The organism is Clostridium sp. MT-14 (genome assembly GCF_042436595.1).
Taxonomy (GTDB): Bacteria; Bacillota; Clostridia; order Clostridiales; family Clostridiaceae; genus Clostridium_B; species Clostridium_B aromativorans.
In genome coordinates, this window is the sequence record NZ_JBHMIY010000005.1 from 91454 (window position 1) to 112775 (window position 21322).

The window sequence follows — 21322 nt, forward strand, 5'->3', positions numbered from 1 at the left end:
CACTTATTTTAAAGCTAAAAGTGCTTATATCAATTAATAGTGATATAAGCCTGCCTTGACAGGCTTATATGTCGTATCCTCTTAACTTAAACTCAAACAATTTCAAACAGACCTACAAGTATAATTTCAAATCAAGCTAAAGCTTCCTCTTTATACTCTAGGAACTGAATCTTGTCTGCCTCCACAATAGTGGAGAACTTCTTTACTCCATCCTTTACATAGTTCTTAGTGCTTATCCTGCCATTAACACCTAACAGCCTTCCCTTTTTCAAATAGGGATACAATTTTTCTCCCTTGTTAGTCCAATAGGAAATTGGAATAAAATCTGCTTCCCTTTCACCGCTGCTGTTTACAAAATCCTTGTTAACAGCTAAGACAAATTTAATTACACTTCTTACATTGTTTTCCATCTTAATAATCTCTGCATCCTTGGTAAGTCTTCCAATAAGAGTAACACTATTCAACACCTTTACCTCCCTGTTAGTTTTTCTATAATTATGTCCCAGAGGGAAGGTCTTATTCAACATAATTCTTATTTACCATAAATTTTCGAATAAATATTTTACAAATTTACAATTTTTAATGTTCAAGAGGTAAAATTTCTGTCCAGTATCCGTCAGGATCTGATATAAAATAAAGGCCCATTTTCTTATTTTCATAGCATATACAGCCCATCTTTTTATGATACTCATGGGCAGCCTTAAAATCGTCTGTTCTAACTGCCATGTGAACTTCATTATCCCCTAAATTATAAGGCTCCTTTCTGTCTTTAAGCCAGGTGAGCTCTATTTTGTAATCTTTTTCTCCATCTCCCATAAAAACCAGCGTAAAACTTTTATCCTCTGCTTCTTTTCTTCTGATTTCTTTAAAACCAAGAGCCTTTTTATAAAATTTTATACTTTTATCCAAGTCAAACACATTTATGTTGTTGTGATCAAATACAAATTTCATTATCCATCATCCCTTCATATTTGTAATTACCATATTCTCCATACAATTATATCCTATATTCTCACATATGTTAACTAAATTGTAAAAATTGCTTTTTCTTGTGCTATAATGAAAATAATTTAAATTATAAAGTAGGTGAAATACATGAAAAAATACAATATTAAAATCCATTATCTATACCACAGCAGTTTCGCCATAGAAACTCCACTGAATTTTTTTATATTTGATTACTATATGACTTCCTCTGACCCCCGTAAACACACTTTAGAAAATGGTTTTATTTCAGAAGAACTCATAAAAGGCAGGAAGAACATATTGGTTTTCTGCTCTCATAAGCACCCGGATCACTTTAATCCTGCAATATTAAAATGGCAGAAAATAAACCCTTATATAAAATACATATTGAGCAGTGATATAAAAATCAAAAATCCCCCTAAAAATTATTACAGGCTGTCTCCCTATGAAAGCGTAAATTTAGGAGATGTGCATATAAAAACTTATGGTTCTACAGACATAGGTATTTCATTTTTGATAAAAGTAGAGGGGATCACTATATTTCACGCCGGTGATTTAAATTTATGGCGCTGGAAGGAAGACACCGAAGCAGAACAAATAGCTGCTGAAAAAAATTTCAAGGCAGAGATAAAAAAAATAAAGGGAGAAACCATAGATTTTGCATTTTTCCCCGTGGACCCAAGGCTGGAAGAATACTATTGTTCAGGAGGAGAATATTTTATAAATGAAATTCATCCTGAGTTCTTCATACCCATGCACTTTTGGAACAGCAACTATATAACCAAAAAATTCGCGGAGCTTGTAAAACATTCTTCTACAAAATGTCTTGTCATAGATCACAGAGGGCAGACTTTTAATTTTACATAGAGAGGACACAAACAATTGATAAGTTTAAATGAAAATCTAAATTTCAACGATGCCAAATTAGAAGTAACTGAAAATCATGTTCATATTGAATTTTTAAAACCAGTGGAAATATTGAGTTCTGCTATATTGAATGGCGGCTTTACCAATGCCAGCAATATAGTAAATATAAAAGTCCGTCAAAATAAGAACTCAGACAGTCATAAAAACTTCCCCTCTCCTGAAATTACCATCAAGGAATATATAGAGTCAAAAAAATGGAGGGGCAAATCCGTTGGAATGATGACTGCTGCCAATATGAAATCTTTTAGAAGCAGCCGTGCTGTTAAGGACAGTGTAATAGTACAGAGCTTTATTACCATGGGAGTATCCAATGCACGAAGGGCGGGAGACACTGCTGACTGGAAAAGCCTTAATTCCAACAATCTTAAACCCGGTACCATAAATATAATTTTAGGCACAAACGCAAGGCTGTCAAAGTCTGCCATGGTAGAAGCCCTTATGATCATTACAGAAGCCAAGGCCTGCATAATGCAGGATTTCAATATACTGAGTCCTGTAAGCAAAAAAATTGCCACGGGAACAGGCACAGACTCCTGTGTAGTTTTTACAGGTACAGGCCAAAAAATAGATTACTGCGGGAAACATGTATTAATGGGAGAAATGGTGGCCAATGTAGTCCTAAAATCCCTGAAGGAGTCTTTATCCGAAATAGTTTCCTGGGGGAAAACCCAGTGGATTTGAACTTTTTTATTTCATCCCCGTGGACCCAAATCCCTCCTGGCCTCTGTCCGTATCACTTAATCTATCCACTTCTTCCACAGATACCTGTTCTACGGGTTTCACCACCATCTGGGCGATTTTCATTCCCTTTTCCACCAAAAAAGGCTCTTCTCCCAGATTTATCATAAGCACTTTTATCTCACCCCGGTAACCCTCGTCTACAGTTCCCGGTGAATTCAACAGAGTAATTCCATATTTCAAAGCAAGTCCACTCCTGGGTCTCACCTGAGCTTCAGTATTTGCAGGCAGTTGAATTTTTATTCCCGTAGATACAAGTTTTCTCTCCATTGGCCTTATAAGTATTTTTTGCACTGAAAACAGATCAAGGCCTGCATCCCCGCTATGGGCATAAAATGGAATTTTAGCTTCTGGATTTATTTTCTTTATCATCAATTTCATAAATTATACTTCCTCTTTCTCTATGTAGTTAAGATTCTACTAATAAAATACCATCAAAATTTGAAAAACACAATAGAAATGTCATTACAAAAATGTTATTATCTATATTAAGTAATTATTTAAGAAGGTGTTTATAACTATGTACAATTATCTTACCAGGGAAGCTATAGATAAATTAAAGGAGGAAATTGAACACAGAAAAGTGGTGGTAAGACACAAGATAAACGAAGATTTAAAGGAAGCCCGGGCCCAGGGAGATCTAAGTGAAAATTTTGAATACAAGGCTGCCAAAAGGGATAGAGCCCACAATGAAAGCAGAATAAGGTATCTGGAAAAAATGATAAGAACTTCAAAGCTCATAAAAGATACCACCTCAAAAAACCAGGTGGGGCTCGGCAAAACGGTACATTTAAAATTCTCCGGCGATAACGAAATTGAAAAATTCAAAATAGTAACTACCATAGAGGCAGATCCTATGAAAAATAAAATAAGTATAGAATCCCCCCTGGGAGCTGCAATATATAAACATGTCACAGGTGACAGCGTTGCCGTAAAATCACCTGAGGGACAATATTACGTAAAAATCGAGAACATAGAGTAAAAGACAGCAGTCCATGGAACAGATATGAAGCTGTCCATGGACTATTTTAAACTAGTTATCCGAAAACTTCCTATTTAGTAAAATATCCTTTCCTGTTTTATAATAGGAATTCATCACTTCCTCTGGAACCATACTTCCCCCTGTGGCCCATGCAATATGACAGGAACCTTTCATCTTATCTTTCAGAGCATTATCCTCCATATATTTTTTACCTGCTTCGTCCTTAAATAATTGAAGAGGTCCCGAAACTCCAGCCAGAGCTGAAGGTTCCAGCAAAATATTTTCCGAATCTATAAGTGTGCTCAAAAGCATATATAATTTTTCATCTTCTACCGTATAACAACCGCTTATCAATTCTTCAAGAGTTTTCCCCACAAATTTTGACGCCCTTCCAACCGCAAGTCCATCTGCCTCGGTAATTCCATCAATACCAAAGTCCTGAACACAGATTTTATCATGAAGTCCGGTCATAAGCCCGAGGAGCATACAGGGTGAATGAGTTGGTTCTGCAAAAAAGCAATGGACATTATCCCTGAAAACCAATTTCATTCCAAAGGCAACTCCCCCGGGTCCACCTCCAACTCCACAGGGAAGATAAACAAACAATGGATGATTTTCGTCAACTGTAATATGTATTTTTTTCAGCTGATCTCTTAACCTATAAGCTGCCACTGCATATCCCAAAAATAAATTGGTGGAATTCTCATCATCCACGAAATACATATTTGGATCCAGTGAAGCTTGCCTTCTAGCTTCTACTATGGCTTTACTGTAGTCCTCTTTATACTCAATTACAGTAACACCCTTGCTTCTCAGGAGATCTTTCTTCCACTGCCTTGCATCAGCAGACATGTGTACATACACCCTAAATCCCAATTTTGCACTCATTATGCCAATACTAAGACCTAAATTGCCCGTTGACGCCACTGCGATAGAGTATCTGGAAAAAAATTCTCTGAATTTATCACTGTCAATAATTGAATAGTCATCGCTCTCTTTTAACATATTATTTCTCATTGCCAGATCTTCTGCATGCTTTAATACTTCATAAATACCTCCTCTGGCCTTGATGGAACCTGAAATAGCAAGATCATTATCACACTTCATTATCAACTGACCCTGTATCTTCCCGCCGGACATTTCCTCCATCTTTTTCTGCATAGCAGGTATTTTTACAACAGGTGACTCTATAATGCCTCTAGTTTTTCGAGTTTCCGGAAAGACTTTTGACACATAGGCTGCAAATCTTTCAAGTCTTTTTTCTGCATCCTTCACGTCTTCTTCATTAAGCGAAATATTCTTCACAGCATCCAGGAACTTTTTAGCCTTTGGATTTGCCCAGAAAACCTCTTTTGTGGAGATGATATTATCCATCAATGGGAACTGCTCTTTCCACCACTTTATAGATTTCCCCTGTAAAATTTTATCTTCCATGTTTATCCCTTCTTCCTATTATAATATGACAATCTTATTATAATACAAACGCTGCTGTTTATCAGGCAAAGAGTTTAGATTTTGTTTATAATTAGTTTATACAAAATAGAGATATATATTTTAAAATATAATCAGGAAGTACTTCCAAATAAAATACAAGGAGATGTGAAAATGAAACTAGGTAAAAAAACAGCTGTGGTAATAAGTTTTACTATAGGAATAGCAATGTTTGCCACTACAGCTTTTGCCGAAGTTACATCCAAAAGCGGTTATGACCAGCTCAAGGACTCGGTAAAATACACTGCAAAAGCCTGCACCGGCGGACTTTCAAGCTATACTGCAGATATGTCCTTTGTCATAAAGGACGGCACCAATACAGTATATTCCAGTGACAATATATTCAAATACGATCTATCAAATAAATCAAAGGAGGATATAAGTACAGTTTACAACGGTTCAAAAAAAGCTGAAAATTATTACTATATGGACAAGAATAGTATAATAAATAAACCCAAGGATTCTCCCTCCTACTATGTGACTAATTATACAGACGGCACAAACTGGAATATAACAAATCCCTTTGATGAAGACAGAGCTTCAGATATTGAAAAGATAGCAGATGCCATTGTAGGAAATCTCAAAGATTCTGTTTCAGTCAACGTGAAGCAGGATGGCTCCAGGGAGATTTCCGGATCCTTAAACAACACACAGATCCCGTCACTTATAAATGCACTTGTATCCTTTCAATTCAAAAATTCATTTGCTGAAAGCACAGGAAGAACCGGCGACAGGATCAGCGTTCCCAAACTTACAAATAATATATTTGTAAAAAATGTCAAGGGAACTGCCTCTGTTGACAAAAACGGCTTAATCAAAACCATACTTGGTTCAGGAGTCATTTCAGGTACCGATAAAAATGGGCAAAATCACAATTTGACTTTTGAGCTGCTTTTGAAAATAAGCGGCATAAATTCAACTGCAGTTAAAAAGCCCGATCTTTCAGGTAAAAAGACAATAGTACAGACTGCTAAATCCTCTGAAACAGACAAATTATCCAATCCTGAAAAATACCTTGGAAAATATACCCACAATATAGTAATTGAAAAGGATGGAAAATTTATAAAAATAGGTGAAGGAACAGTAAATATTGAAAAAATAGATACCAATACTGTAAGCGGAACTTATGAAGCAAAATATATAAAGGGCTATGAAGAGGGAAATCAGAAATTGAATTTCAGCGGCAGTTTTGATAAACAGAAAATTGGTGGTAATGATTTCAATGCGGACATAACTGCAACTGCAGATGCAAAGGGAACTGTAAAAGGCAATTTATATCTTGATCCAAACTATGCAGGCATACAATTTAGCATAGAGGGAAATACCCTTACAAACTCTGATTCGCAGTACAATAAGGTATTTGACTAATAATTTATGGTGAAGATTTTCGGCTAATGCCGAAAATCTTCCAAATTTGATATTTAAACACTGGTAATTGAACTTTAAATAAGAGAGGTGTATAGATGGAAAACGCTATTGAAATAAAAAATTTATGCAAGACATACAAAAATGGAAGAGGCATAGACGACATAAACCTCGATATTCAAAAAGGAGATATATTTGGCTTTCTGGGGCCAAATGGCGCCGGGAAAACCACAGCTATGAAAATAATGACAGGTCTCATGAAGCCGGATCGAGGTGATGTGAAGATACTTGGTCACAGTATTTTGACGGAATTTGAAAAGGCAATCTACAACGTTGGATGCATCATTGAAACTGCAGAGACCTATCCATATTTGACGGCTTTTGAAAACTTAAGACAGTTCTCCAGATATTATGAAGATGTGGATACCGGCAGAATCACAGAAATTTTAGATGTTGTAGGACTCCTGAAACACAAGGACGAAAAGCCTGCAGGGTTTTCCCTTGGAATGAAACAGAGACTTGGAATTGCATCTGCGCTGCTGTCAAAACCCAAAGTAGTAATTTTAGATGAACCTTTAAACGGCATGGATGTAGAGGGAATGATAAATGTTCGAAATATCATCAAGAACCTGGCGGAAAAGGAAGGAACCACTTTCTTTATTTCAAGCCATCTTATCCATGATATTGAATTGACCTGCAAACATATTGGAATACTATATAACGGCAGGGTTATCAATGTGGACAGCACAGAAAACATATTGAATAACTATGCTTCCCTTGAAAATTATTTTATCAGCGAGGTAGAGAGAAATGGTAGAATTTAAACAAGCTTTAATAAATGAAATGGAAAAATTGTATAAAAAGAAAAAAGCCACGGCGGCGGTTGTGCTTTCTCTGATCTTTATTGTATTTGGGCAAATTTTCATATCCCTGGTGAGAAATAATTTTGGTGTACAGGGAGTTTCCAGCAGTGAATTTCCCCTCCTCATTCTTTCCATAATTATAAATACCCTGCTTCCACTATTTGTAGCGCTTGTCACTATAGATAGTTTTTGCGGTGAATTTTCTCAAAACACCATGAAAATAACCCTGACAAGACCCATTACCAGATTAAAACTGTATTCAGCAAAAATAGCATCCATATGTATATTTATATTTTCAATGCTGGCATTGTCCATGATATTTTCCATAATATCAGGACTTATATTCAATTCGAATTCCCTCAATCTGTCGTATATACTTAAAATAATAATTTCCTATGCAGTAACTCTGTTTCCCATGGTAATTCTATGCCTTGTAATTGTTCTATTTGCAAATATATTTAAAAGTGGAATAGCCGTATTTTTCCTGTCCATACTTGTATTCATTGCCTTTAAGGCATTGGAAATCTTCTTACCTGCTTATTCTGGCATTTTTTTCACATCCATGTTCGGGTGGTATAACCTGTGGATCATGGACAATATTCCTCTCCTTAAAATTTTTCGAGAATTCATGATGATGCTCAGTTATGCTATAATATTGTATACAGCTGGATATTATATATTCGATAATAAAGATTTCTAGCCTATGAAAGGAATAAAAATGGATATAAAAAAGCGTCTTATAATCTACAATAATCTGACTATAATAGTTCCATTCATAGTTACAGCTGTAGTTGCCTTAATATTTATATTTGTTTCTTCAAAATTTTTTAATGCAAATATAACTTACAGAGATTTCAAAAAAGTTTCCCTCGTAAAATCAGAATTGTTAAATGTAACTAAAGACATAGCAAAATCAAGTACCAAAAGTATAAAGGGAGATCAAGAATTTCAAAAATATCTGACGGAAAAGCTCTCCGTTGTAAATGGAAAAATTATAATAATCAAAAACGGAAATATTGAATTTTCTTCACAGAATCTGGAAAAAATCGACATAGCAAAATCTTTAAGGGAATCAGACAAAAGGCTGAATAATTCCCTGCAGATAGATAATATTTATTACTCAATTGACAGATTTCCACTGGTATTCAGGGACGGGACTTACGGCAAAGTTATATTCCTGGTTCCAGCTGCAGTAGAACCGGATATTTTTAAAAGTTTTATTATAACCATACTTCTTACATTTCTTATCTGTTTTGCCTCGATGAGTGTAATTATATCTTATATATTTTCCAAAAAAATACTGGAACCCATCACCCTTTTAAAAAAGGCTACGGCAGAAATAAGTCGTGGTGACCTTAATTTTAAAATTGTGGAAAGCGGAGACAGAGAAATAAAGGAACTCTGTGCTGATTTTGAAAAAATGCGAATACAGCTTAAGGATTCTGTGAGAATGAGAATGAAATATGATGAAAACAGGAAGATGCTCTTATCCAGCATATCCCATGACTTGAAGACTCCTATAACCTCTATAGAAGGCTATGTGCAGGGAATTTTAGACGGAGTGGCAAGCACTCCCCAAAAATTAGAACATTATTTAAAAACCATATATTCCAAGACTGGACAGATGAACTCCATGATAGACGATCTTCTTCTGTATTCCAAACTGGATCTGAAACAGATTCCCTTCAATTATGAAAAAACGGATATTGTAGAATACTTCAACTATTGTATTTCAGAGAATGAACCCGAACTCGAAGAATCCAATATAAAAATCAAACTGGAAAATCATCTTAAAAATTCAAAATATGTTATGATAGATAGAGAGAGGTTTATGAGAGTTGTATTAAATATTATAGGCAACTCAAAAAAATATATGGACAAAACCCATGGACAGATAACTATATTTTTAAGGGAAACCAATTTAAGCATTATAATCGAAATACGAGACAACGGCTGCGGAATTGGTCAGGATAACGTAAATAAAATTTTCAACAGATTTTACAGAGAAGATTCATCGAGAAGCAACATCAGTGGAAGCGGCCTGGGACTTGCCATATCAAAACAGATCGTAGAAGGTCACAATGGAAAAATATGGGCTATTTCCCATGGAACTGAGGGCACAAGCATAATAATATCCCTTGGTAAAATTATAAATACATACAGACAAGAGAGGTAATTATGAAAAAAATTTTAATAATTGAAGATGACTTGAGCATAGCAGAACTTCAAAGAGATTATCTTGAACTGGAGGGATTTGAAGTCACAATATGCACAGATGGTATGGAGGGCCTAAATACACTTAATAAACATGAATTTGATCTTTTGATTTTAGACGTAATGCTTCCTAAAATAGACGGATACAGTATTCTACGCAGCATACAGGACAAAAAAGATATTCCCGTACTCCTGGTTTCTGCCAAAAAAGAGGAAATAGACAAGATCAAAGGTCTTACTTTGGGGGCAGATGACTACATCACAAAACCTTTCAGTCCAAGTGAACTTGTGGCAAGAGTAAAATCCCACATTCAAAATTACGAGAGAATAAAAAATAAATTCACTTCAAAATGTTCTAAAGTAACTATAAGAGGACTTGAAATATTAAAGGATTCCAGACAGGTATTCGTAAATGGCACTGAAGTTTTTCTGGCTCAAAAGGAATTTGACCTTCTTCTCTATATGGCTCAAAATCCAAACATAGTCTTCAGCCGTGAGGAATTATTTGAAAACATATGGGGACTTGACTCAATGGGAGACAATGCTACAGTTACCGTACACATAAGGAGAATAAGGGAGAAAATAGAGTTTGATCCCTCACATCCCCAATATATAGAAACAGTTTGGGGCGCAGGATATAGGCTTAGAAGCTAATTGAGCACTAAAGGCCTGTTATATTATAATTTATTTAGGATATACTATAATCAAACTTGAAAAGAGGAGGTGGTTTTATGAATAATTCAACAAATACACCTAATAGATTAATAAATGAAAAATCTCCATACCTGCTTCAACATGCACACAATCCTGTGGACTGGTATCCCTGGGGCAAGGAGGCCTTTGAAAAGGCAAAAGTCGAAGATAAACCAATATTCCTTTCTATAGGTTATTCGTGCTGCCATTGGTGTCATGTGATGTTAAGGGAAAGTTTTGAAGATAGAGAGATAGCTGAAATACTGAACAATAATTTTATATCTGTAAAAGTAGACAGAGAGGAAAGACCTGATATAGACAGCGTCTATATGAAAGTCTGTCAAGCACTTACAGGCAGCGGCGGATGGCCCCTTACAGTGATCATGACTCCGGAGCAGAAACCTTTTTTTGCCGGGACCTATTTTCCCAAAAAGGATATAGGTGAAACTTTGGGACTGACAAGTATTTTGAAATATCTTTCCTCTGCCTGGAAGGACAACAGAAACCAGCTCCTGCAGGTAAGTAATTCCATAATGAATTCAATATCGGAACCAAGTAGAGCTCCTATAAAAGGTATATCAAAAGATATATTTAAAAAAGCCTTTTCCGAATTCAAGCAAAATTTTGACAGTGTATACGGAGGATTCGGCGGTTCTCCAAAATTTCCAACTCCTCATAACCTGTTTTTTCTCATGAGATATTTCCACATAACCAAAGACAGCTGCGCTCTTGAAATGGTGGAAAAAACATTGGACTTCATGCAGAGAGGAGGACTATACGATCACATAGGATATGGATTCAGCCGCTATTCTACAGACAGGAAATGGCTTGTTCCGCATTTTGAAAAAATGCTCTATGACAATGCACTGCTCGCTATAGCCTATGTAGAAGCTTTTCAGATAACGGGCAATAAAAAATATTCCGAAACGGCAGAAAACACACTTACCTATGTTTTAAGAGATATGACTTCAAAAAAAGGCGGTTTCTATTCTGCAGAAGATGCGGACTCCGAGGGTGAAGAAGGCAAATTTTATGTATGGTCCCCTGAGGAAGTAAAAAAAGTACTGGGAGAAGAAAAAGGCACTAAATTCTGCCGCTGTTTCAATATAACAGCTTCCGGCAATTTTAAAGGTAAGAGCATACCCAACTTAATTGATTCCTCAATTTCGGAGGAAGATACAGACTTTATAAAAGACTGCAGAAAGAAATTGTTTGACTGCAGGGAGAAAAGAATACATCCGCACAAAGATGACAAAATACTGACTTCCTGGAATGGCCTCATGATTGCAGCCCTTTCCATAGCTGGAAGGGTTTTGAACAACAAAAAATACACTGCAGCTGCAAAAAAAGCGGCTGATTTTATCTTTAAAGAATTGATCGGGAAAGGCGGCCGCCTAATGGCACGTTATTGCAAGGGTGAATCCTCTATTGCCGGCTATTTGGACGATTATGCCTTTTTGATATGGGGACTGATAGAACTATACGAATCCACCTATAATCCAGAATATCTGGAAAAGTCCCTTGAGCTAAACGAAGACATGTTTAAATTTTTCTGGGATGAAAAAAATGGAGGCTTTTTCCTTTACGGCAGCGACAGTGAGCAGCTTATTACAAGACCAAAGGAAATATATGACGGTGCCATTCCCTCCGGCAACTCTGCAGCTGTACTAAATATGCTGCGATTATCCCATTTAACCCCAGTATATGAATTTGAGGATAAAATTCAGAAACTATTTAAAAACTTTGCCAGCGAAGTAAACAGTTTTCCCACAGCATATTCATTTTTGCTGTGCGGAATATTATTTTACAAATACCCCACCAGGCAGATCATTCTATCAGCTGGTGACAATACCGAAGATACAAAAAAAGCAGTTGCTCTAATAAACAAAAAATATAACCCTTTTTCTATTTCGCTTTTATACTCCCATTTAAACGAAAATCTGGAAAACATATTCCCTTCCATCAGAGATTATCTGGCTGTACGAGGAAAAACCACCGTATACATTTGTGAAAATTTCACCTGCCATAAACCTGTTACAGATGTAAATTCACTGAAAAATATGCTGTGATGATTTAAAATTACAAAAACCCTGCACAAAAATATCTCCTGCAGGGCTCCCTGCCCTTGCAATCAATACTGAAACGTTCCTGCATTTTCACACAGAGATACCTGAAGTTCTCTATCCTTCATCACTTTTTTATAAGAGCACAGGAATTCATTCAGTTCCGGATCTTTTAAATCTATCTTCCCACCACTTTTTAAAATAATTTTTTCCTCGCTTATAAATACGTTTAAATCATTCAAGGAATTTTTTATACTATACGTAATCATAGTTATACTTCCCATTTTGCTTTTGTATTTTTCCTGAAAGCCCATCTTTTTTCTCAGGCTTTCATAATCTACACCTTTTCCCATGGCAGGCATATCAATGCCCATACTTTTCATCTGTTTTTCTATATCCTCCATATTAAATCCATACCTTTTCATAAGCTCTTTCTGAATATTAAACAGCTTCTCCTGGGATATATTATTTTTTTCCATATACTCCTGAATGTTTTTATAAAAATCACCCATAGAGAGCTTTCCCTGAGACATGTCATAAGAAAGTCCATATACGTAATCTTCAAACTTTTCAACATCCTTTTCCCGAGCTTTATTTTTAATATCATTAAAATTTACAATTCTATCATCCATGAAAAATCCTCCTCTATAAAATATTCTACCATACGAGTTAATAACCATTTATATATTAATTTTATCAAAATTCACAATATAATACTATAAATTCATATAAAATATAAAAAAGCTATTTCAAAAGGATCTATTTATTTTCCGGAAAAACAATATTATAATAATTATACAATAGTTTTGTAAATGGAGTGATTTTATGAAGATTATTACTATATTACTCATAATGGCAAATGTGATTTTAACATCTATATTGTTAATTAAAAAAAACACCAGCATCAGTTCAAAAGATATTTCAAATTTACATAGATCAATAAAAGACATATTTATAAATATTGATTCTACAATAAAAGATGAATTTTCAAGAAATAGACAAGAAAACAGTTCTTTAAAAACTCAAAGCAATATTGAGCTTTCAAATAACCTCAAAAATATTTCCGATATACAGAAAAACCAGCTTGACAGTTTTTCAAAACAGCTTCTAGCTCTTACAAATTCCAATGAAGAAAAGCTCAACAAGATGAGAGATACAATAGAAACAAGAATTTTAGGACTGCAAAATGAAAACAGTAAAAAACTCGATGAAATGAGAACTCTGGTTGACAAAAAACTCAATGAATCCCTGGATAAAAAGCTCAGCACATCCTTTTCCTCCATAAGTCAGAGACTGGAAATTCTCTACAAACAGCTGGGTGAAATAGGAAGCCTTGCAAATGGTGTCAATGATTTAAAAAGAGCTCTCTCAAATATAAAAGTGCGGGGAACATTTGGTGAAATTGAGCTGCAGTCCATATTGGAGGATATTATGACAAAAGAACAATACGAAACAAACGTGGCAACAAAAAAAGGCAGCAATGAAAGAGTTGAATTTGCCATTAAGATTCCATCCAAAGATGAAAAAAAAGAATTTATATATCTACCTATAGATTCAAAATTTCCCCAGGAGGATTATCAAAAATTACTGGATGCAGAGGAAAATGGAGACAAGCTGTTACTGGAACAATCAAAAAAAGCCCTGATTGCCAGAATAAGATCCGAAGCTCAGGACGTAAATAAAAAATATTTAGATCCTCCAAATACAACGGATTTCGGTATTATATTTCTCCCCACGGAAAGCCTCTATTCAGAAGTAGCAAAAGAAGCTGGTCTTATGGAACAGCTGCAAAGAAATCTTAAGATCATAATAACAGGCCCCTCCACAATATCAGCTTTTTTAAACAGCCTCCAAATGGGCTTCAGAACTCTGGCAATTGAAAAACGCTCCAGTGAAGTCTGGGAACTGCTGGGTGCAGTAAAAACTCAATTTTCAAAATTTGGTGCTATACTTGAAAAGACCCAGAAAAAGCTTCAGGAAGCCAGCAATACCATAGAAACAGCCTCAAGAAAGTCCAGGACAATAGAGAGAAAATTGAGGTCAGTTGAAGAATTACCATTGGATAAAAGCAGCTCTGTGTTAGAAAAAGATAATTGATTTCAATTTTTTAGGTATACCTAATTATACTTAAATAACCATGCCATATTATGATATAATATTAATAAATTTACCTTAAATATGATATTTTTCCCTAACCTTCAACATTAACCTGTCAAACTTAAATTGGAAGGAGGTCAATATGTGCATTCACAGTAAAGGAAATGAACAAATTTATTTAAGAGCCTTAAAAAGAGCTGACATAGCACTTTGGGAGTGGAATATAGAAAATAGTACATTTTTTTTATCCAGCAATTATAGTCACATAATTGAAAATAGTAAAAACAATTTTAAAGATCTATTTGATTTTATTCAAAAAACTGCTGCTGATGCCGATACAGCAAGTGCCAAAAATGATCTGATTTTTTTCCTCAATGGAAATACCTCCACATATAAAAGTGAGTTTAGAGTTTCAACCAATGCTGAAGAAATTAAATTTATACTTATCAGGGGAAAAGCCTCTAGGGATATTCAAGGTAAGATCAGCTTGATATCTGGATCAATAGAAGATGTTACTGAAAAGAAGACACTGGAAAGACACATTGATCATCTTGCCTATTATGATTCTTTAACAGATCTTCCAAACAGGCTTCTATTTGTAAACGACCTCAAAGCAGCTCTGGACAATTCACAAAAGGGCGCATTGATGTTTATGGATATAGACGACTTTAAATTAGTCAATGATACTTTCGGCCATGATTACGGTGATTTACTATTGATTATCTTTTGCCAGCTGATTATTTCATGTATAAAAGGTTTAGGAAAATTATATCGTATAAGTGGAGATGAATTTATAATACTTGCCAATGAATTCAATTCATCTGATGAACTATTAAAATTATGCGGCAATATATTCAATTATTTAAAAAAGCCATTTGAAGTTAAAGGTGACAAAATATATATAACAATAAGCATGGGTATTACTATATTTCCGAAAGATGCCAGTGATATAGACGAGCTATACAAATATGCCGATTTAGCATTATATCAGTCCAAAATTAACGGGAAAAATACTTTTACCTTTTTTCAACGTCAAATATTAAACTCATATCGCAGAAAAATCTATATTGAGCAGGAGTTGAAGTCAGCTGTAAAAAACAATGAATTTTATGTACTGTATCAACCTCAGGTAGATACTGTAAAAAACCAGGTAGTAGGCTTCGAAGCTCTGTTGAGGTGGCAAAATGCAAAACTTGGATCTGTTCCTGCCGATGAATTCATACCAATAGCAGAAATGACAGGAAATATTGTAGAAATCGGTGAATGGGTACTGGACTCCGTATGTAAAACAATCAATAAAATGAAAGCAAAAAATCATAATTTGAAAAAAATATCTATAAATGTCTCCCCCATTCAATTAAAAAAGTACAATTTTGCAAACAGGTTTATAAGCATATATGAAAAATATGGCATCTCACCTTCTCTGCTTGAAATCGAGATAACAGAAGGTACTTTAATAGATCTATTTAGCTATAAAATTGAAACTATAAATACACTTCTAAAAAGGGGAGTTAAAATTTCCATAGATGATTTTGGAACAGGCTATTCTTCACTGAATTACTTGACCACTCTGCCAATTAGTACAATAAAAATAGACAAATCATTTATCAATAATATCTACAACAAAAAAAATAAATCCATAATAAAATGCATGATTGACCTGTCAAAATCATTGAACTATGAAATAATTGCCGAAGGCGTAGAAACAAAAGAACAGCTGAACTTACTTTCAGAAATTGGATGCAGTATAATCCAGGGATATTATTTTAGCAGACCACTTACTATGGATAAAGCTGAAAAAATTCTAATTAAAAAAAGGAACTTTGGAGGAATTTAAATTGATTGATCCAGCAAGTAATAAAAATATTCAAAACAATTTTATAATAGACAAAGATACACTGGAAAACTCTAAAAATTCTGTATTGGTAGTTAATTTAAAAGGAAAAATCCTGTATGCCAATAAAAATGCAGTAGAATGTTACGGATATTCAATGGAAGAACTATTATCCATGAAAATATCTGATCTAGGATCTTCAAACGAACCATTTCATATGGACCAGCAATTTGAAAGATCAGAAGGTAAAAAAATAAACTTTCAAACCCTGCATCACACCAAAAACGGCTCAAATTTTCCCGTTGAAGTGTCCTACATTAAAATTAAATATAATTCAGAAATACTATTTTTAACTGTAATAAAAGACATTACAGTTAGAGTAAAAAAAGAAGATACCTTAAGAAGACTAGCTTCCATTATTGAAAATTCTGAAGATGCAATTTTAACCAAGGATTTAAAGGGTATTGTTACGAGCTGGAACAAGGGAGCTCAAAATCTCTATGGATACAGCAAAGAAGAAATCATAGGTAAAAGTATATCCACGATTATACCCGATGAAAGTAAAGAAGATATTGTTTCAATATTAGACAAAGTAAAAAATAACATAAAGATAAATCATTACGAAACTGTACGTATGCGCAAAAATGGTACAAAACTTCCCATATCAATAAGTGTTTCACCTATTTACAATGAGGACAATAAAGTCATAGGAGCATCTACTATTGCCAGAGACATAACTAAAAAGATAAAATCTGAACAGGAATTGAAAAATAAATATGAAGAGCTCTCTTCTATATATGAAGAACTGGCAGCCACCGAGGAAGAGCTGAGAACTAATTATAAAGAATTGAGCAAGGCTAAACAACAGGCAGAAAAAGCTAAAATAGAAGCAGAAAATGCAAATAGAGCCAAAAGCCAGTTTTTAGCCAACATGAGCCATGAAATCAGAACTCCATTAAATGGCATTATAGGAGCTATTGAATTACTTGGATTAATGAATATAAATGAAGATGAAGAGTCATACATTGAAATATTAAAGAATTCCTCAAAACATCTACTTGGTATAGTAAACAATATTTTAGATATATCCCAAATAGAATCGGGAAACATTGATCTCTATATAAAAGTATTTAATTTTAAAAATATGATTGACGTTTTCGTACGGGAAGTTTCATTTGCCTGTGAAAAGAAAAATATAGGTTTTACTTATTACATGGATTCCCTTATACCTTATAAAATGGCCGGTGACGAATTAAAATTACGACAAGTGCTGATAAATTTATTTAATAATTCACTTAAATTCACACAGAGCGGAAGAATAACTTTTAAGATTAAATTATTATCACAGATAAATGAAAAAATAATACTTGAATTTTCCATAAAAGATACTGGCATTGGAATCAAGGATGAATTTAAAAAGGAAATTTTTAAAAAATTTTCTCAGCAGGGTATATCATACAGCAAAGATTATTCAGGCACGGGACTTGGCCTTTCAATATCAAAAGAACTGGTAAAAATCATGAATGGTGATATATGGTTTGAAAGCACAGAAAATCTCGGAAGCACCTTTTATTTCACATCAGAATTCTTTCTGGATTTTAGTGAATCATCTAACAACTCCTCATCTAATTTTGATGAAAACAGGAAATCATCATCAAAAAACATGGATAAAACCATTCTCATAGTTGAAGATAATGATATAAATATGCAGATAGTCCGAAATATGATAAAAAATTTAAAATACAGTTATCAATGCGCATATACAGGAAAACAGGCATTGAAGCTTTTGAAAAATACTTCTGTGGATCTAATACTCATGGATATACAGATGCCTGAATTAAATGGACTTGAAGCCACAAAAATAATAAGGAAAAATGAAATCCATACTGGAAATCATGTACCCATAGTGGCAATGACTGCATATGGAATGCTGGGAGACCGGGAAATGTGCATTGGGAGTGGTATGGACGACTATATTTCAAAACCATTTCCTCTTGAAAAATTGAAAATCACCATAAAAAAATTTTTAGGGTAAAAAAATCGGCTGTTTTAAAAATGAAGTTCAAAGTTTGGATCTTTGAACTTTATGCCCATTTAAGTTTTTCTTATATTTTACCGCTTAAATTCACTATATTAGCATCGGTTATGTAATCCTCTATAATAGACCTGGCAAGATTGCACCAGCTGAAACATTCATCAAGTATTATAGAATCGCTTGTCACTATATTTTCCTTTTCATATAAAAAAGAATCCACCCCATTCATAAGATTTACTTCCGTATCGGCATGCCATTCTACAGAATGTTCCAAAATAAATTTTTTCAGCCTTCCCGAATTTGATACGCCCCTGTCAAGCAGGAAATTGACCCCGCAGACATGCATATCATCAAGTTTTTTCCCTATGGCATTCAGAGCATAATGGGTTTTGTCAACAATATTATAGGTACCTCTAAGACCTGCTAAATCCCTGAAAGTCCCATCATTACACAAAATCACAGGAGCCCCCGAAAAGGCTGTTTCCAATGTAATAATAAGATTAAATCCATCTATATACAAAAACTCGTCTCTCAATGAATCAGGAGGAAGGCATTTCGATTTTCTTATTTTTATTTTTTCATAGGATGCAGTTGAACGCCTCAAAGCATCTCTTTGTCTGGAGGAGAACTGATAATGATTCCCAACCATCTCTAAAATAGAAGATACTTTATAATTCCTGTTAAGAAGCCATTCTACCTCCTGCTGTGCTTTTTGAAGCTTTAAAACAGATTCTTTTGAAAACCACCTGTTGTCCTCGGGATCAGTTCCCCTGTTCACTATCTTTAATTTTCTATACATTATTATTCTCCTACAGCAAATATAGTATCACCCATCAATATCTATTTTACCCTATTTGTCAAAGTGAATGTACTCAAATACTTCATAGGATAGTTGTCCTTTTTATTGATTTTTATAAAATAGAATGATATAATTGTCCATAACTTATTCAGAGGGATGTCTTATGAAAAACAATTTTTTTAAGAAGATCTTTTTCCAAAAATACGATGATATAAATTTCAGAACAGATATGGTCAAAAATAATATCTCAAGATTAAGGATACTGGCAAAAGTATTTATTATCTGTCAAATATGGTTCATAATCGTAAATATCGCAGGCTCAATATATTATCCCTATAAAGATTATATCTTTATTTATCTGCCATTTTATATAATTTTTATCGGAATGAACTTGCTATTTTTATCAATATATTATAAAAACTTCCAAATTGCAAATAACACTGTCAAAACAATAAGGAAAAATGAACTTACAATAGTGCTTTATATAAATTTTATCATGATATGGGGAAGTATCATTTCCTTAATTGACCAGGAACACTATGGCCACCTGATGGTTTTTATGATAAATATGATGACCTGTTCCAGCTTTTTTATAATGTCTACAGGCAGTTTTTTGATTTCAATTTTATCATCCTCCCTGGTTCTAATTATAGGATTACCATTTTTTCAAAAATACAGTATCACATTGATTACACATTATTTTAATCTGGGCCTATTTATTCCAATCTGTTTTTTTGTTTCAAGAGTTATATATAATAATTATTGTAAAACATATAAGAGCACTACAATGTTAAAAAAATCAAACCGGCTTTTGAGGTATGAAACATTACTGAATAAATCCATTAACAATAAATTGGAAGAGGCAAACAGACTGCTTAAAAGCCTTTCATCTATTGACGAGCTGACAGGTATTGCAAATAGAAGAAGTTTCAACAACTATATGCATATACCTTTCGAAAATACCAATCAGACAAATTTTTTGCTTTCCATAATAGTAATAGATATTGACAATTTTAAATGGTTTAACGATAGTTATGGACATATATATGGAGATAAAGTGCTTGTAAAAACAGCCGGACAGATAAATTCAATTGCCAAGCAATTTTCTGGATTTGCTGCCAGGTGGGGCGGTGATGAATTCATTTATGCAGCCTTTAATACAGGAAAAAAAGACATTTTAAAAACTGCCAAAAATATAATGGACGCTATTTCTAAAATTCAAGTCTCAAATGAGGCTCTAAAGTGCTCTTCTTTTATAACTGTGAGTTTAGGTGTATTTTCCATGCATATAATTAGCGAAGACGATATACAAAAATGCATTAATAATGCAGACAAAGCACTTTATCTTGCAAAAAAAAGCGGCCGGAATTGCTTTAAATATTATAGTAGTTGACAATTCTCTATTAAACTTCTAATATAAAATTACATTGTGGAAAGAGACGGTGGAATAAATCATGAAATTTTATAAAAGCATATGTATAGAATTATTATTTAAAATGCCTTCTCTATTTTTTGGCTTTTTTTTATGTTCTATATCAATACTTCTGGCACTCTATTCAAAACTTGGAATGAGCCCCTGGGATGTTTTTCACATGGGTATAGTAAATCATTCCATTTTTTCTTTAGGACAAGTAACTCAAATCGTAGGCCTTGGCATAATACTGCTTTCGATTTTTCTCGGAGTAATTCCCGGAATTGGAAGCGTGTTTAATATGTTTTTCGTTGGAATCTTCGTGGATTTAATGAACAACACAGGTATATTTAGAACACCTCAAAATATTACAGGGAAAATATTGATGCTCATACTATCTATTATACTCATGGGCATATCCACATATTTTTATCTGCGAGTTGAGCTGGGCGCTGGTCCCAGAGACGGACTCATGGAAGGTCTTGTAAAAAAGCTGAATAAACCAGTGTGGCTTATAAGAGGAAGCATGGAAATTACAGTTTTGATAATAGGATTCTTTTTAGGAGGCCCTGCTGGAATTGGCACTCTGATATCTGCAGTGGGAATTGGACCTGCTGTGGAATTTACCTTCAGAATAGGAAAATATGACTCTAAAAATACCCATCATATGAATTTCATAGATTTATACAGAAATATCAAAGGCGCAGATAACAAACTTGAAAAAAAGTGCAAAGAACAAATATTAAATAATGTTCAGATGGAGAAAAGTATTTCTTATAAACAAACTCCATCTGAACCCAAGAAACACTTGATCTAACCTCTTTTTTTATTCTTGTAAATAATT

General features: G+C 34.1%; 20 protein-coding genes. 14 read left to right on the forward strand and 6 right to left on the reverse strand.

Annotated elements, in window-relative coordinates; translation table 11 throughout:
• Window positions 1-131: 131 nt before the first annotated feature.
• Together ACFHWD_RS06030 and ACFHWD_RS06035 are read right to left on the reverse strand one after the other, a co-directional pair.
• Window positions 132-467, reverse strand: coding sequence for a single-stranded DNA-binding protein (locus ACFHWD_RS06030; RefSeq protein WP_229980880.1), 336 nt, complete (start codon window positions 465-467; stop codon window positions 132-134).
• 112 nt (window positions 468-579) lie between these two features.
• Window positions 580-951 (reverse strand): VOC family protein, encoded by a 372-nt coding sequence (locus ACFHWD_RS06035; RefSeq protein ID WP_150356349.1) that lies wholly within the window; start codon window positions 949-951, stop codon window positions 580-582.
• A 144-nt stretch (window positions 952-1095) separates the two neighbouring features.
• Here ACFHWD_RS06035 and ACFHWD_RS06040 point away from each other — a divergent pair, with 144 nt between their 5' ends.
• Together ACFHWD_RS06040 and ACFHWD_RS06045 are read left to right on the forward strand one after the other, a co-directional pair.
• A complete protein-coding gene (locus ACFHWD_RS06040) occupies window positions 1096-1833 on the forward strand; it encodes an MBL fold metallo-hydrolase (protein ID WP_179977089.1) in 738 nt (245 codons plus the stop codon).
• 15 nt (window positions 1834-1848) lie between these two features.
• A complete protein-coding gene (locus ACFHWD_RS06045) occupies window positions 1849-2574 on the forward strand; it encodes an adenosylcobinamide amidohydrolase (protein WP_378061002.1) in 726 nt (241 codons plus the stop codon).
• Window positions 2575-2580: 6 nt separating this feature from the next.
• On the opposite strand, the gene dut is transcribed toward ACFHWD_RS06045, so the two are convergent.
• Window positions 2581-3012: a dUTP diphosphatase gene (dut, locus tag ACFHWD_RS06050; protein WP_150356346.1), complete on the reverse strand. Its 432-nt coding sequence runs from the start codon at window positions 3010-3012 to the stop codon at window positions 2581-2583.
• Window positions 3013-3151: 139 nt separating this feature from the next.
• On the opposite strand from dut, the gene greA reads away from it, so the two are divergent.
• Window positions 3152-3613, forward strand: coding sequence for a transcription elongation factor GreA (gene greA / locus ACFHWD_RS06055; RefSeq protein WP_150356345.1), 462 nt, complete (start codon window positions 3152-3154; stop codon window positions 3611-3613).
• A 51-nt stretch (window positions 3614-3664) separates the two neighbouring features.
• Here greA and ACFHWD_RS06060 read toward each other — a convergent pair whose 3' ends face one another.
• Window positions 3665-5047: a D-serine ammonia-lyase gene (locus ACFHWD_RS06060; protein ID WP_150356344.1), complete on the reverse strand. Its 1383-nt coding sequence runs from the start codon at window positions 5045-5047 to the stop codon at window positions 3665-3667.
• 171 nt (window positions 5048-5218) lie between these two features.
• On the opposite strand from ACFHWD_RS06060, the gene ACFHWD_RS06065 reads away from it, so the two are divergent.
• The 6 genes from ACFHWD_RS06065 (at window position 5219) to ACFHWD_RS06090 (ending at window position 12308) form a co-directional block, all read left to right on the forward strand.
• On the forward strand, window positions 5219-6472 hold the full coding sequence (locus ACFHWD_RS06065; protein WP_150356343.1) for a hypothetical protein: 1254 nt from the start codon (window positions 5219-5221) through the stop codon (window positions 6470-6472).
• A 95-nt stretch (window positions 6473-6567) separates the two neighbouring features.
• Complete coding sequence (locus tag ACFHWD_RS06070) at window positions 6568-7293, forward strand: ABC transporter ATP-binding protein (RefSeq protein WP_179977087.1); 726 nt, start codon at window positions 6568-6570, stop codon at window positions 7291-7293.
• Entirely contained in the window at window positions 7280-8032 is a 753-nt protein-coding gene (locus tag ACFHWD_RS06075) for an ABC transporter permease (RefSeq protein ID WP_150356341.1), read from the forward strand. Before ACFHWD_RS06070 ends, ACFHWD_RS06075 begins: the two co-directional genes overlap by 14 nt.
• An 18-nt stretch (window positions 8033-8050) precedes the next feature.
• Window positions 8051-9508, forward strand: a complete 1458-nt coding sequence (locus tag ACFHWD_RS06080; protein WP_150356340.1) for a cell wall metabolism sensor histidine kinase WalK — start codon at window positions 8051-8053, stop codon at window positions 9506-9508.
• A gap of 2 nt (window positions 9509-9510) precedes the next feature.
• Window positions 9511-10200, forward strand: a complete 690-nt coding sequence (locus ACFHWD_RS06085) for a response regulator transcription factor (protein WP_150356339.1) — start codon at window positions 9511-9513, stop codon at window positions 10198-10200.
• A gap of 77 nt (window positions 10201-10277) precedes the next feature.
• The gene (locus tag ACFHWD_RS06090) at window positions 10278-12308 is read left to right on the forward strand and encodes a thioredoxin domain-containing protein (protein WP_378061006.1); all 2031 of its coding nucleotides are present in this window, start codon (window positions 10278-10280) and stop codon (window positions 12306-12308) included.
• Window positions 12309-12370: 62 nt separating this feature from the next.
• Here ACFHWD_RS06090 and ACFHWD_RS06095 read toward each other — a convergent pair whose 3' ends face one another.
• A complete protein-coding gene (locus tag ACFHWD_RS06095) occupies window positions 12371-12934 on the reverse strand; it encodes a DUF3867 domain-containing protein (RefSeq protein WP_378061008.1) in 564 nt (187 codons plus the stop codon).
• Between the two features lie 193 nt (window positions 12935-13127).
• Here ACFHWD_RS06095 and ACFHWD_RS06100 point away from each other — a divergent pair, with 193 nt between their 5' ends.
• The 3 genes from ACFHWD_RS06100 to ACFHWD_RS06110 all read left to right on the forward strand — a co-directional run bounded on the left by ACFHWD_RS06100 (window position 13128) and on the right by ACFHWD_RS06110 (window position 18268).
• The gene (locus ACFHWD_RS06100) at window positions 13128-14399 is read left to right on the forward strand and encodes a DNA recombination protein RmuC (RefSeq protein ID WP_378061010.1); all 1272 of its coding nucleotides are present in this window, start codon (window positions 13128-13130) and stop codon (window positions 14397-14399) included.
• A 142-nt stretch (window positions 14400-14541) separates the two neighbouring features.
• Window positions 14542-16236, forward strand: coding sequence for a putative bifunctional diguanylate cyclase/phosphodiesterase (locus ACFHWD_RS06105; protein ID WP_378061012.1), 1695 nt, complete (start codon window positions 14542-14544; stop codon window positions 16234-16236).
• A gap of 1 nt (window position 16237) precedes the next feature.
• Window positions 16238-18268 carry a PAS domain S-box protein gene (locus ACFHWD_RS06110; protein ID WP_378061014.1) on the forward strand — a complete coding sequence of 677 codons (2031 nt, stop codon included), beginning with the start codon at window positions 16238-16240 and terminating at the stop codon, window positions 18266-18268.
• A 70-nt stretch (window positions 18269-18338) separates the two neighbouring features.
• On the opposite strand, the gene ACFHWD_RS06115 is transcribed toward ACFHWD_RS06110, so the two are convergent.
• On the reverse strand, window positions 18339-19067 hold the full coding sequence (locus tag ACFHWD_RS06115) for a DUF434 domain-containing protein (RefSeq protein ID WP_150356296.1): 729 nt from the start codon (window positions 19065-19067) through the stop codon (window positions 18339-18341).
• A gap of 787 nt (window positions 19068-19854) precedes the next feature.
• On the opposite strand from ACFHWD_RS06115, the gene ACFHWD_RS06120 reads away from it, so the two are divergent.
• Window positions 19855-20460 carry a GGDEF domain-containing protein gene (locus ACFHWD_RS06120; RefSeq protein ID WP_179977082.1) on the forward strand — a complete coding sequence of 202 codons (606 nt, stop codon included), beginning with the start codon at window positions 19855-19857 and terminating at the stop codon, window positions 20458-20460.
• A 61-nt stretch (window positions 20461-20521) separates the two neighbouring features.
• Complete coding sequence (locus ACFHWD_RS06125) at window positions 20522-21295, forward strand: YitT family protein (RefSeq protein WP_179977081.1); 774 nt, start codon at window positions 20522-20524, stop codon at window positions 21293-21295.
• Window positions 21296-21322 lie beyond the last annotated feature (27 nt).

Bases quoted from the DNA above. Each gene is read 5' to 3' on its own strand.
- ACFHWD_RS06035 (WP_150356349.1), bottom strand. From the start codon at position 951: ATGAAATTTGTATTTGATCACAACAACATAAATGTGTTTGACTTGGAT.
- ACFHWD_RS06070 (WP_179977087.1), top strand. From the start codon at position 6,568: ATGGAAAACGCTATTGAAATAAAAAATTTATGCAAGACATACAAAAAT.
- ACFHWD_RS06075 (WP_150356341.1), top strand. From the start codon at position 7,280: ATGGTAGAATTTAAACAAGCTTTAATAAATGAAATGGAAAAATTGTAT.
- ACFHWD_RS06125 (WP_179977081.1), top strand. From the start codon at position 20,522: ATGAAATTTTATAAAAGCATATGTATAGAATTATTATTTAAAATGCCT.
- ACFHWD_RS06065 (WP_150356343.1), top strand. From the start codon at position 5,219: ATGAAACTAGGTAAAAAAACAGCTGTGGTAATAAGTTTTACTATAGGA.
- ACFHWD_RS06085 (WP_150356339.1), top strand. From the start codon at position 9,511: ATGAAAAAAATTTTAATAATTGAAGATGACTTGAGCATAGCAGAACTT.
- ACFHWD_RS06095 (WP_378061008.1), bottom strand. From the start codon at position 12,934: ATGGATGATAGAATTGTAAATTTTAATGATATTAAAAATAAAGCTCGG.
- ACFHWD_RS06100 (WP_378061010.1), top strand. From the start codon at position 13,128: ATGAAGATTATTACTATATTACTCATAATGGCAAATGTGATTTTAACA.
- ACFHWD_RS06090 (WP_378061006.1), top strand. From the start codon at position 10,278: ATGAATAATTCAACAAATACACCTAATAGATTAATAAATGAAAAATCT.
- ACFHWD_RS06115 (WP_150356296.1), bottom strand. From the start codon at position 19,067: ATGTATAGAAAATTAAAGATAGTGAACAGGGGAACTGATCCCGAGGAC.
- ACFHWD_RS06040 (WP_179977089.1), top strand. From the start codon at position 1,096: ATGAAAAAATACAATATTAAAATCCATTATCTATACCACAGCAGTTTC.
- ACFHWD_RS06120 (WP_179977082.1), top strand. From the start codon at position 19,855: ATGTTAAAAAAATCAAACCGGCTTTTGAGGTATGAAACATTACTGAAT.
- ACFHWD_RS06105 (WP_378061012.1), top strand. From the start codon at position 14,542: ATGTGCATTCACAGTAAAGGAAATGAACAAATTTATTTAAGAGCCTTA.
- greA (WP_150356345.1), top strand. From the start codon at position 3,152: ATGTACAATTATCTTACCAGGGAAGCTATAGATAAATTAAAGGAGGAA.
- dut (WP_150356346.1), bottom strand. From the start codon at position 3,012: ATGAAATTGATGATAAAGAAAATAAATCCAGAAGCTAAAATTCCATTT.
- ACFHWD_RS06080 (WP_150356340.1), top strand. From the start codon at position 8,051: ATGGATATAAAAAAGCGTCTTATAATCTACAATAATCTGACTATAATA.
- ACFHWD_RS06060 (WP_150356344.1), bottom strand. From the start codon at position 5,047: ATGGAAGATAAAATTTTACAGGGGAAATCTATAAAGTGGTGGAAAGAG.